The sequence below is a fragment of the Rhizobium binxianense genome (assembly GCF_028994275.1).
GTDB lineage: Bacteria > Pseudomonadota > Alphaproteobacteria > Rhizobiales > Rhizobiaceae > Rhizobium > Rhizobium binxianense.
Genome location: NZ_CP118713.1, coordinates 3,834,372 through 3,846,361, shown reverse-complemented (window position 1 = coordinate 3,846,361; position 11,990 = coordinate 3,834,372). Strand labels below are relative to the sequence as shown.

General features: G+C 62.7%; 6 protein-coding genes. 1 reads left to right on the top strand and 5 read right to left on the bottom strand.

Features of this window, described 5'->3' with window-relative positions; all coding sequences use genetic code 11:
• Positions 1–18 precede the first annotated feature (18 nt).
• The 4 genes from PO860_RS18830 to rocF all read right to left on the bottom strand — a co-directional run bounded on the left by PO860_RS18830 (position 19) and on the right by rocF (position 4,907).
• Positions 19–1,791, bottom strand: coding sequence for a methyl-accepting chemotaxis protein (locus PO860_RS18830; protein ID WP_273884497.1), 1,773 nt, complete (start codon positions 1,789–1,791; stop codon positions 19–21).
• 280 nt (positions 1,792–2,071) lie between these two features.
• A complete protein-coding gene (locus PO860_RS18825) occupies positions 2,072–2,548 on the bottom strand; it encodes a chemotaxis protein CheW (protein WP_088677608.1) in 477 nt (158 codons plus the stop codon).
• Positions 2,549–2,743: 195 nt separating this feature from the next.
• Positions 2,744–3,943 (bottom strand): ornithine--oxo-acid transaminase, encoded by a 1,200-nt coding sequence (rocD, locus tag PO860_RS18820; protein WP_272783637.1) that lies wholly within the window; start codon positions 3,941–3,943, stop codon positions 2,744–2,746.
• A 28-nt stretch (positions 3,944–3,971) separates the two neighbouring features.
• On the bottom strand, positions 3,972–4,907 hold the full coding sequence (gene rocF / locus PO860_RS18815) for an arginase (protein WP_183608673.1): 936 nt from the start codon (positions 4,905–4,907) through the stop codon (positions 3,972–3,974).
• Between the two features lie 123 nt (positions 4,908–5,030).
• Here rocF and PO860_RS18810 point away from each other — a divergent pair, with 123 nt between their 5' ends.
• The gene (locus tag PO860_RS18810) at positions 5,031–5,468 is read left to right on the top strand and encodes an Lrp/AsnC family transcriptional regulator (protein ID WP_183608674.1); all 438 of its coding nucleotides are present in this window, start codon (positions 5,031–5,033) and stop codon (positions 5,466–5,468) included.
• 47 nt (positions 5,469–5,515) lie between these two features.
• Here PO860_RS18810 and PO860_RS18805 read toward each other — a convergent pair whose 3' ends face one another.
• A complete protein-coding gene (locus tag PO860_RS18805; RefSeq protein ID WP_275035616.1) occupies positions 5,516–11,938 on the bottom strand; it encodes a translocation/assembly module TamB domain-containing protein in 6,423 nt (2,140 codons plus the stop codon).
• Between the last annotated feature and the right edge of the window lie 52 nt (positions 11,939–11,990).

Here is an 11,990-nt window from a genome sequence, read left to right as displayed (position 1 = left end):
TGCGGGGGAAGACGGAGATCAGAACTCTTCCCAGCTCTGGGCGGTCGCTGCCGCCGCACCATGCGCCTTTGCGACACGTGAGACGAGGTGCAGCGCCGGGGAGCCGGCCTGTCTCTCCTCATGCCTTATCTCGGGCCGGCCAGCGGTCTGAGGTTGGCCCGGCAGCCGGAACCTCGCCAGCAGCACGCGCAGCGTCTCGGCTTCCCTGGCAAGACTGTGGCTGGCGGCGGTGCTTTCCTCGACCATGGCGGCATTCTGCTGGGTTGCCTGATCCAGCGTGTTGACCGCCTGGTTGATTTCCTTGAGGCCGGTTGCCTGTTCTCTGGAGGCTTCGACGATGGCGGCGACGTTGCCGTCGATATCGCCGACCTGTGCGACAATCTCCTCGAGCGCCTTGCCGGTCTGGCCGACGAGGCCGACGCCGTTCTTGACGAGGTTGCTCGACGTATTGATCAGCGCCTTGATTTCCTTGGCCGCCTTGGCGGAGCGCTGGGCAAGCTCTCTAACCTCCTGGGCGACCACCGCGAAGCCCTTGCCGGCTTCGCCGGCGCGGGCCGCCTCGACGCCGGCATTCAGCGCCAGAAGGTTGGTCTGGAAAGCGATTTCGTCGATGACGCCGATAATATTGGTGATCTCGAGCGAGGACTGCTCAATCTGGTCCATGGCGGCGACGGCGTTGCGGACCACGACACCGGACTGTTCGGCGCCCAGCTTGGTCATGGCGACGAGGCGGCCCGCCTCATCGGCCCGGCGGCTGGAATCGTTCACGGTGGTGGTGATTTCCTCCAGCGCGGCTGCGGTCTCCTCGATCGATGCGGCCTGCTGTTCGGTTCGCTTGGAGAAGGAATCGGCCGATCCGCCGATCTCGCTCGACCCGGCGGCGATCGCGCTGGCATTTTCGCCGATCGTCTTCATCGTTTCGGCGAGACCTTTGACCGCGGTATTGAAATCGTGGCGCAACTGCTCCATCGACGGGACGAAGGATGTATCCACCGTCCTGGTCAGATCACCTTTTGAAAGCTGCCGCAACGCGACGCCGAGCAGGGAAATCGCGCTCATGCGTTGGGTGACGTCTGTTGCGAACTTCACGACCTTGTAGACCTTGCCGTCGGCATCGACGATCGGGTTATAGGCCGCCTGGATCCAGATTTCGCGGCCACCCTTGCCGAAACGGACGAATTCGTTGGCGATGAACTCGCCGTTGGCGAGGCGCCGCCAGAAGCTGCCGTAATCCTCGGTGCTGACATAGGCGGGGTCGCAGAAGATGCTGTGATGCTTGCCTGTGATCTCGGCCAGGGAATATCCCATGGCGTTGCAGAAATTCTCATTTGCGGTCAGGATCTCACCCTTCGGGGTGAATTCGATCACCGCCTGCGAACGCGAGATCGCCTCCAGCTTGCCGGCATCCTCGACCGCCTGCTTTTTGGCGGCAGTGATATCGGCGGCGAATTTCACCACCTTGAACGGTTTTCCGCCCTTTGAAACGGGATTATAGGACGCCTGGATCCATATCTCCCGGTTGCCCTTGGCGAGACGCTTATAGGCGCCGGCATCATATTCGCCGCGGCCAAGGCGGGCCCAGAAGGCGCGATATTCCGGGGTCGCCGTGTAGGCCGGCTCGCAGAACATGCTGTGATGTTTGCCGATGATCTCGTTCAGGCGATAACCAAGCGCGTTACAGAAATTCTCGTTCGCCGTGAGGATATTTCCATCGAGATCGAATTCGATGATCGCCTGCGATTTGGAGATGGCGTCAAGAATGTATTTCGAATCGGAGGTAAGACCAAACATTCCTGTTCCCTCTGAGGTGCACAGCGTTTGCCGTTTCGGCTGGAGAAGCGAGAGGACGGGCGAGATATTCCGGTGCCGGGAAGAACCGATGGCCGGTTATCGTTCCCTCTGCGCCGGATTTGTCACCCGTATGCTTCCCGACCATGGTGAGGGAACGTGGTTAATATTACGTATAAAAGAAATTGCTAATAATATTGAGTTGATACAGCAAGTTTGCTTGATGCGGCAATAAAAAACCGCCCGGTGGGGCGGCTTTCAAGTTGCGAATGATAACGGCCGATCAGGCCGCCAGTTCATCCGTCTCGTTTTCCTTGAACATCTTGGCAAGGTTCAGGAAACAGATCATGCCATTTTCGGAAGCGATGATGCCTTCGCAGTAGGCGCGGTCGAAGGACGCGGTCACTTCGGGCACCGGCTGGACCTGGCTGGACGAAATGGTGAGAATATCCGAGACGCGGTCGACGAGCATGCCGATGACCATGCTGTGAACTTCGGCGACAACAATGGCGCTGCGCTCGTTGGCGACGGTGCTCTTCATGCCGAGCTTGTAGGCGAGGTCGATGATCGGGATCACTGAGCCGCGCAGGTTCATGACGCCGATGACATCAGCCGGCGAATGCGGGATCGGCGTCGAGGGCGCCCAGCCGCGGATTTCGCGGATGGTCGTTGTCTTGACGCAGAATTCCTGATCATGCAGGCGGAAGGCAATGATTTCGAGCGTATCGCCGCTGAAGCTAGTGGAATTGATCGTGGCCATAGAATTCTTCCCAACTGTCGTAAGCCAGGGCAGAGCGGGTGCGCCACCATTGGCGCTGACGAGCCCTGCCTTCACACCACGCGATGGCTTTGCTTTCGGCGAAGCATCGTTACGGTTACGACGACATTAGCGAAAGAGTGTTGCCCAAATCTAAATCGGGAACGGGATTGCGAAGGTTTTCAGCCCCGATTTACTTCAGCCTATGGTCTTTTCGATCTGCAAGACCGCCCAATCGACCTGTTCTCTCGTGATGACCAGTGGCGGAGCGAGGCGAATCGTGTGGTCGTGGGTATCCTTGGCGAGAAGGCCGCGCTCCTTCAGCGCATGGCAATATTGCCGTGCGCCGCCGGCTTCGGGTTCCAACTCGATGGCCATCATCAGGCCGCGGCCGCGCACGTCCCTGACAATGTTCGAGCGGATCGATCTCAGGCCTTCGAGAAAATAGTCGCCCATGACAGCGGCATTCTCGATCATCCCCTCCTCGACGAGCACTTTGAGGGCGGTGCGCGCCACCGCGCAGGCGAGCGGGTTGCCCCCGAAGGTCGAGCCGTGCTGGCCGGGTTTCAACACGCCGAGAACCTCGGAATTCGAAAGCACTGCCGACACCGGGTAGAAGCCGCCGGACAGTGCCTTGCCGATCAGCGTCACGTCGGCCTCGATGTCTTCGTGTTCTTCGGCGAGCAGCTTGCCGGTGCGGCCGAGGCCGGTCTGGATCTCATCGAGGATGAGGGTGACGTTGTTATCAGTGCAGAGCTCGCGGATACGGGTGAAATAACCGGCCGGCGGGATGATGACACCGGCTTCCCCCTGGATCGGCTCGATCAGGGCGGCCACAGTATTGCCGTTGATCGCAGCCTCGAAGGCCTCGGCATCGCCGAAGGGAATGGTACGAAAGCCCGGCGTGTAGGGGCCAAAGCCGGTGCGGGCGTCGGGATCTGTGGAGAAGCTGATGATGCTCAGCGTCCGGCCATGGAAATTATCGGCGCAGACGATGATCTCCGCCTTGCCATCAGGCACGCCCTTGACCTCGTATCCCCATTTGCGCACCGCCTTGATGGCGGTCTCCACGGCTTCCGCGCCTGAGTTCATCGGCAGGATCTTGTGCGAGCCGGTCAGCGCCGCAAGCTCTTCGTAGAGATAGGCGAGCTGATCGTTGCGGAAGGCGCGGGAGGTGAGCGTCAGCCTGCCCGCCTGCTCGACCATAGCGGCGAGGATCTTCGGATGGCAATGACCCTGGTTGACGGCCGAATAGGCCGAGAGGCAATCGAGATAACGGTTGCCGTCGGTATCCCAGACATGAACACCTTCGCCACGTGTCAGCACCACGTCGAGCGGCTTGTAATTGTTGGCGCCGAGCCGCTGTTCCGTGGCGATCAGTTTTTCCGAAGTGTTCATGGTCGTTCTCTCCCTTTTACGTCGCCTTTTATGCTGCACGTGTTGGACGATCGAAGATGCGGCGGCCGAAGAGGCTTGCCGTCAGCTCCACCAGGATGCGGGCGCTCTTGCCGCGATCGTCGAGAAACGGATTGAGCTCGACGAGATCGAGCGACGAGACGAGGCCGCTGTCCGACAGCATTTCCATCACCAGATGCGCCTCGCGGAAGGTCGCGCCGCCAGGCACCGTCGTGCCGACGCCGGGGGCAATCTCGGGATCGAGGAAATCGAGGTCGAGGCTGACATGCAGCAGGCCGTTCGCCTTGGTGACGACATCGAGGATCTCGCGCATGATGGCGCCGATGCCCTGCTCGTCGATCGCGCGCATGTCGAAGACGTTGACGCCGTGTTCATGGATTTCCTCGCGCTCACGCGCATCGACGGAACGGATGCCGACCTGGAAGACATTCTTCGGATCGACGAAGGGACGGTCCTTCGGCAGGATCTCGGCGAATTCGGCCTCGCCGCAGAAGAAGGCGACGGGCATGCCGTGAATATTGCCGGAGGGCGAGGTGGCTGGAGAATTGAAATCGGCATGGGCATCGAGCCAGAGCACGAAGAGCGGGCGGCCTTTGCTGGCGGCATAGCGGGCCATGCCGGAGACGCTGCCCATGGAAAGGCTGTGGTCGCCGCCGAGAATGAGCGGGAAACGGCCGGAGGCGGCGACATCATGGACGCTGTTTTCGAGGGCACGCGTGAAGGCGCCGACGATCCTCAGATTGTGGGCCTTCTGATGGTTTGGCAGGTCCATCGCCGGCACGATTCTGACATCGCCGAGATCGGCGACGTCATGGCCAAGCTCGATCAGCGTCTGGTCGACGCCGGCGATACGCAGCGCCGCGGGACCCATGGCGGCCCCTCTGCGGCCGGAGCCTTCTTCCAGCGGTGCGCCGATAAGGGTGACAGATCGCGATTGGGCATTCATGTGGAGGGCTCCGTGTTGAGGCCTGTTTCGGCCGATAGTGGGATAAAGGGTTGACGGCAAAAAGATGGAAAAGTGCCAGAAATGGATTATGATTGCGCAAATTGATAAACCTATTTTGACAAAGTGATCGGCGTGGATGATCTCGATACCGAACTTCTGAGTGCACTTCGTCATAATGCCCGGATATCCGTCTCCTCGCTGGCGGCGCTGACGGGCGCGTCGCGGGCAACGGTTGCCGCCCGGATCGACCGGCTGGTCGCCAGCGGCACCATCGTGGGCTTCACTATCCGCACTGGCCACGAGACGCGGTCGGCCGGCGTGCGCGCCATCGTCATGATCGAAGTGCTCGGCAAGCTTGCCGACCGGGTGGCCGACCAGCTGCGGGGCCTGCCGCAGGTGCGCGCGCTGCACAGCACCAACGGCAAATGGGATTTCGTCGCCGAGCTGGAGGATCGCGACCTTGCCTCCTTCGACGAGACGCTGCGCCGCATCCGGCTGATCAACGGCATCAATTCGACCGAGAGCAATATCCTTCTCAAGACAAGCAAGACAGGTTTTTAAGCCGGCTCAAGGCTGATTCAGGTCGTTCAAAGCCGCTGCGACGGGTATCAGTATTCCCGCTCGTAAACGATGCCCGCTTCGCCCTCACCGTTACCCCCGGCCGCGCCGCGCAGTTTGACGCCGCGGCCGACGTCGAGGTTGATCACCGCCTTGGCGCCGGCCGAGCCGCCCTGCTGCAATTCGAAATAGGTGCGGTCATTGAGATAGCGGCCGACGCTGACGCTCGTCTGGCCCTTGGAATCGGTGCTGATGTCGAGATCGTCGACGCCGAGCTGGTTGCGCAGGCCTTCGAAAAGCGAGGTGGAGCGGTTGCCGGCCAGCTGGCTCACGGCGTCGGCGAGCTGGGCGATTTGCACCGGCGAGAGCTTCGACATCGACTGGCCGAAGATCAGCTGCGCCAGCACTTCGTCCTGCGGCAGCTGGGGCGAGGAGGAGAAAGTGATGGCGGGGTCGGTGGCGAGGCCCGCGACATCGACGGTCAGCGTCGTCGAGCCGGAGGTTGAGGTCGCCTCCATATCGAGGGCCGGCGTCAGGTCGCCGGCAAAGGTGATCCGGCTTTTGTCGGTGAAATCCATACGGCGGTTGAGAATGGTCAGGCGCCCGCGACGCATGGTGAAACCGCCGGTCACGATGGGTGCAGCCGCCGTTCCGCCGATTGTCACGCGGCCACCGAGCTCGGCATCGATGCCGCGGCCGCGCACGAAGATATGCGAGGGCGCGTCGATTTCGAGATCGAGCGTGATCGTCGAGGATTTTTCGCCGGGTTTCCGCTCGCCGTCTTCTCGGAGCTGCGCAAGCACCGCTCGCGGCGCATTCTTGTGCCGGATGTCGATTTCACTGAGCGAGGTCGGCAATTTTTCCGGAACGGTAATCGAGGTCTTGTCCAGCCGAAGCTTGCCGCTCAGCGTCGCGCTCATGATCGGCCCACGCAGGCCCAGCGTTCCATTGACGGTGGAAACGACAAGGGTTCCGTCGACATAGACCGCCTTGTCGAGCTTGATCGAAATGTCGGCGGGAAAGCCGCCGGCCGGCTGGATGCCGATGGTGCCGCTCGCCGAGATCGTGCCGCCGCCGCCGAGAGTGCCGTTGAGGCGCGATATCACGGCCTGGCTGCCGTTGAAGGTCACTGCCGCCGTAAGATTGTTGACGGCAAGATTGCGCCGGACGTCGACGAGCTTCGCGCCTGAGGTCGAGACAGTGCCGTTGATGACGGGGACTGCGGCCGTTCCGCCGATCTGCAGGTTGACGGTGGCGACGCCGTCGGCGACAAGACCTTGTGCGGCAAGCGGGGCGCCGAGCACGGCGAAGGGAAGATTGCCGTTGAAGCGCATGTCGATGGCGCGGTTGCCTGTGATCATCACGCTGCCGCCGCCCTTCAGCGACATGCCGGCGTCGCCGGCAAGGCTGGTATCGACGGTCAGTTTGTTGCCGGCAAGCTTGCCCGAGGCGCCGATGGTGAGCGGCGAAAGGCCGGCGCCCTTCGTCTGGCTCGTCGCCGCATTCTTCCAGTCGACCTTGAAGTCGACGGACGGCGCCGATAGCGCGCCAGTGGCCTTTGCGGTCGCCGAGACCGCGCCCTCGGCGCCAAGACCGGGAACAAAGCCATTGGCGAGGCTGGCCGGGACGTTGGTGGCGTTCGCCGTGACGTCGACCGAGCGGATCGAGGTGCCGGCGATCGAAAGATTGCCGGTGGCTTTCAGCGCAATGCCGCCGCCACCGCTGAGATCGGCATCGAAATCGAGCCTGTCGCCGGCATATTTTCCCGTCGCCGCCAGTGCCAGCCGGGAAAGACCGGCAGCCTTGGTGTGACTGGTCGCGGCATCCTTCCAGTCGAGCTTGAAATCGACGATCGGATTTGCCGGCGTTCCCGACGTCACGGCGTTTGCCGAGAGCGTGCCCTCGGCACCGAGACCGGGAACGAAGGCATTGGCGATTTTGGCCGGCAGCGCCGGGATATCGGCATTGATCGAAAGGTCCCGGATCGCCGTTCCCGCGATAGTGACGCCGCCCGTCGCCTTGGCCAGAACGCCATCCTTGCCGGCGAGATTGGCGTCGAAATCGACCCGGTCATTGGCGAACTTGCCGGATGCCGCGGCACTCAGACCCGAAAGGCCGCTGCTCCTGGTCTGGGCGGTGGCGGCATTCCTCCAGTCGAGCTTGAAATCGACGGCCGGCTTTGGAAGCGCTCCAGACGCGGATGCCGTTCCCGAGACGGTGCCCTCTGCGGCAAGACCGGGGACGAAGCCGTTGGCGAGGCCGGCGGGCAAGTTGGAAAGATCGGCCTTGACGTCAAGGGCTTTAACCGAGGTGCCCGATATCGCAACGTTGCCGGCGGCCTTCAGCGACAGACCGTCCTTGCCGGCGAGATTGCCGTCGAAGTCGAGCCGGTTGTCGGCGAGGCGGCCGGATGCGGCAAGCGCCAGACCTGAGAGATGGGCGCTTCTGGTCTGGCTGGTTGCAGCATCCGTCCAGTCGAGCTTGAAGTCGGCTTTCGGTGCGGCGGGTGTGCCGGCGGCCGACACAGTGCCCGATATCGTGCCGCCGGCCGCCAGATCGGGAACGAAAGCATTGGCGAGGGCGGCCGGAACCTTGGCGATCTCGGCATCGACCTTGATGTTTTCGACCGTCGTGCCGGCGAGGGCGACATTGCCCGTGCTCTTCAGCGAGAGGCCTTCGTCGCCGCTGGCCGCTGCGTTGAAATCAAGCTTGTTGTCGGCAAATTTTCCCGATGCGGTCAGACCGAGAGCGGCAAGGCCGGCACGTTTCGTATGGCTGGTCGCAGCGTTTTTCCAATCGAGGTCGAAATTGGCGGTCGGAGCGGCAAGCGAGCCTGCGGCCGAGACCGTTCCGGAGATCGCGCCTTCGGCGGCGAGATCGGCGACGAAGCTGTTTGCGATATTCGCCGGAACATTCGCCAGTGCGGCGTCGACCTTGACGTTGCCGATCGTCGTGCCGGTGATGGCGACATTGCCATTTGCTTTCAGCGACAGGCTGTGGGCGCCTGATATCGCCGTGTCGAAATCGAGCTTGTTGTCGGCGAATTTTCCTGATGCCTTGACGGCGAGGCCGGCAAGGCCGGCGCGTTTCGTCTGGCTCGTCGCAGCGTTTTTCCAGTCCAGATCGAATTTGGCAGTGGGAACAGCGAGCGAGCCGGAGGCCGCTACCCTTCCTGAGATCGTCCCTTCGGCGGCGAGATCGACCACGAAGCTGTTTGCGATGCTTGCGGGAACATTTGCCAGCGCGGCGTCGACCTTGACGTTGCCGATCGTCGTGCCGGTGATGGCGACATTGCCGTTTGCTTTCAGCGAGAGGCTGTTGGCGCCTGATATCGCCGTGTCGAAATCGAGCTTGTTGTCGGTGAATTTTCCGGATGCCTTCAGGCCAAGATTCGCAAGGCCGGCGCGTTTCGTCTGACTCGTCGCGGCATTCTTCCAATCGAGATCGAAATTGGCCGTGGGCGCAGTGAGAGAACCGGAGGCCATCACTTTTCCTGTAATCGTGCCTTCGGCGGCGAGATCGGCAACGAAACCATTGGCGATGCGGGCGGGCAGGTTGAGGATATCGGCGTCGACATCCAGCACCGGTGCCTTGGGGTCGGCAAGCGCGACATTGCCGGCGGCCTTCAGCGACAGGCCGTCCTCACTGGCAACCGTGGTGTCGAAATCGAGTTTGTTGTCGGCAAATTTGCCGCCGGCGGCAATACCGAGCGGCGCCAGCCCGGCGCCCTTGGTCTGGCCGGTTGTCGCATCCTTCCAGTCGAGCTTGAAGTCGGCCACGGGTGCTGCCGGCGTTCCGGTCACGGCAATCGTTCCGGAGATCGTGCCGCCGGCGGAAAGGTTCGGCACGAAACCATTGGCGAGGGCTGCCGGCAGTTCGTGGATGTCGGCATTAAGCCTCAGCGTCTCGCCGGCGGAACCGGTGACGCTCACCGAGCCGGTGCCGGTCTTCAGCGTCAATCCGTTCAGGGTGGCGGTACCGCCGCTGATCGTGACCTCAGTTGGTGCGGCCAGTTCGACCGGGATGTTGCGGGGGCTTGCCGAGAAGCGGTTGAGGTTTACCGCGATCGTGCCGCCTGGTGCCTGGATATTGCCGGCGGCCAGCACCGGATGGCCGTCATAGGCGGCACTAAGATCGAAATCGGTCTGGTTCTGCTGCTTCGTGAAAGCGAGCGAAAGGCCGGCGAGCCTGTTTTCTCCGGCAGTCACCTCGTCGGCCTTGACCGTGCCGTTTGCCGCAAGGGCGCTGAGATCGCTGACCGTGACATCGAATTCCGGCTTGACGATCGCAAGCCTATCGCGGCGGATCGAGCCCCCCGATGCAAGCAGCTTGAGTGCAATCCTGCCGCTGTCGCTCTCGACACCGAGCGAACCCTTGAGATCGCCCTCAATCTCTTGTCCGCCGAGTGCGGCGAGGAGGCCGACATTGGGGAAGTCGAAGGTCAGTGCGCCTGTCGGTTCCAGGGCGGGTGAGAATTCCAGATTGCCGGTCAGCCGGTTGCCGCCGATATCGGCGGTCAGCGCCGGAATGCTTGTCTTGCCGTCCTCGGAGCGGATGTCGCCGTTGATGCTGATCGGCTGGCCGTCGATCGTGCCGGTGGCGGCGATCCTGCCCTGCGGCGCCTTGGGGTCGGCGACACCCGACAGGTCGATATTGAGGTTGCCGAGCACGCGGTCGGCCATCTCAAGGCTGGCAGCCTTGAGATTGGCCGTCACGGAAATTGCCGGGATCTCGCCGCCAAGTCTCAACGCATAAGCCGCCCCGCCACTGGCGCCTGTGACGAGTTTGCCGATGTCAGGCAGCCGGCCGGAGAGATCGGCATTCAACATCTGGCCGTCGAGCGCGACGTTACCGGCGGCTTCCAGCGTGCCGGACCTGAGGACGAGGTTGGACAGCGCGAATTTCGACGGGATGGTGCCGACCACCTGGCTTTCGAGCGAGATCGGCCCGTCGAACCTGCCTGTAACCGCAACCGGCAAGGCTGCCGGTTCGACGGTGAGCTTGAGGTTGCCGGTCAGCGCCCGGTCTGCCAGCCGATAGGAGCCGTTGAGGCTGCCGTTGATATTGGCGCTTTCGACCGTGGTGCCGTTGAAGCCGATGCTGCCGGGCGAGATTTGCAGCGGCGAAGCGATCGTGACCGGCCCCTGGACGGCGCGGTTGAGGTTCGGGTCTGCAAAGGTCATGTCGCCGGCAACCAGGCGCAGCTGGACGCTGCCGGAACGGGCGGCGAGATTGAAGGCGTCGCTTTTGGCCGTCAGCTTGACGTTGCCGATATCGGCCTGCGGCAGGGTTGCGGTGTCGAGCGAGCCGCTGACGTTCAGCCGGGCCGCCTGCGCATCGCCTGTCAGCGCCAGGTTAAGGCCCGATATCAGGAAGCGCGCTTCGCCTTCGGCGAGCGGCCAGCGAAAATCGACAGGCCCGGACGTGCCGAGTAGATTGGCGTTCAGGCTGTTGTTGCCGGCCGGATCAAGGGTGCCGGACGCGGCGATCACGACGCTGCCGGTGGCAATATTGCCGGTCTGGATATCGATCTTGCCGTGGTCGTCGAAGGTGGTGGCAAGATCGATATTGGTCTGGCCGGCAAAAAGCGGCCGGAATGGCGACGGCAGCAGCGAACTCAGGTCACCGCCGCCCTTGAGGTCGAGGTGGTGCAGTCCGTCTGCGGTGATCTGATGCCGGGTCTCGATTGCGGCACGCTGCTGCCCGTCGAGGGCGGCTTGCAATTTGCCTTTCCAATCGGATATCGGCCCCTGGCCGTCGAGATCGATGTTGACGGCGGGACTGTCCGGCAGGCCGAGAAAGCCGGCGACCAGCCCGCCCTTCGGCTCGGAAAGCTGCGCTTTCACCCGCAGCCGGTTTTCGGCCGGCGCGTAAGCGATGTCGGCGGCAAGCCGCGCATCCGGCACCGCGTGACGGCTGACATTGACGATCGCCTCGCCGCCATCGCCGTTTGCCGAAAGGCTGCCTTCGGCGGCGAGCGCGAAGGCGCGCCCGGCAAAGGGTTCGGCAAGTTTGATATCGGGCAGCGCGACACGATCGATGTCGACCTTGATCGGAAGAGTAAAGCCGCCGGAATTTTCTGCTCCGGGCCGCGAGGGCAGGGTGCGCACCGGCTTGCGCAGTACCTCGATCGCCTCGATCTCGAAGCGTTTGGCGTGGAAGGTGCCGGTCAGCAGCGCCAGCGGGTTCCAGTCGATCGCGATGCCGTGAACTTCCGCAAACACGCCCCTGGTGTCGGAGATGGTGATTTCGGCGGCGCGAAGCCCGCCGGTCAAAAGACCTTGCGGTTCGCGCACTTCGATCGTCATGTCGCGGTTGGAAAGCGTGGAGGCTATCTTTTCGGTGACGATACGAGCGCCGAAGGCGGTGAAGCCGAAGATCGCAAGTGCCGCGACAGCGAGAATCAAAGCGGCGCCGGCGACATAGCCGGTGAGCCGTATGACCCAGGTGACGATTTTTGCCAGCATTTGCATCGGTGCGGACACTACCCCGTTTTCATGACGGCCACAGATCGAAAAACGCAGC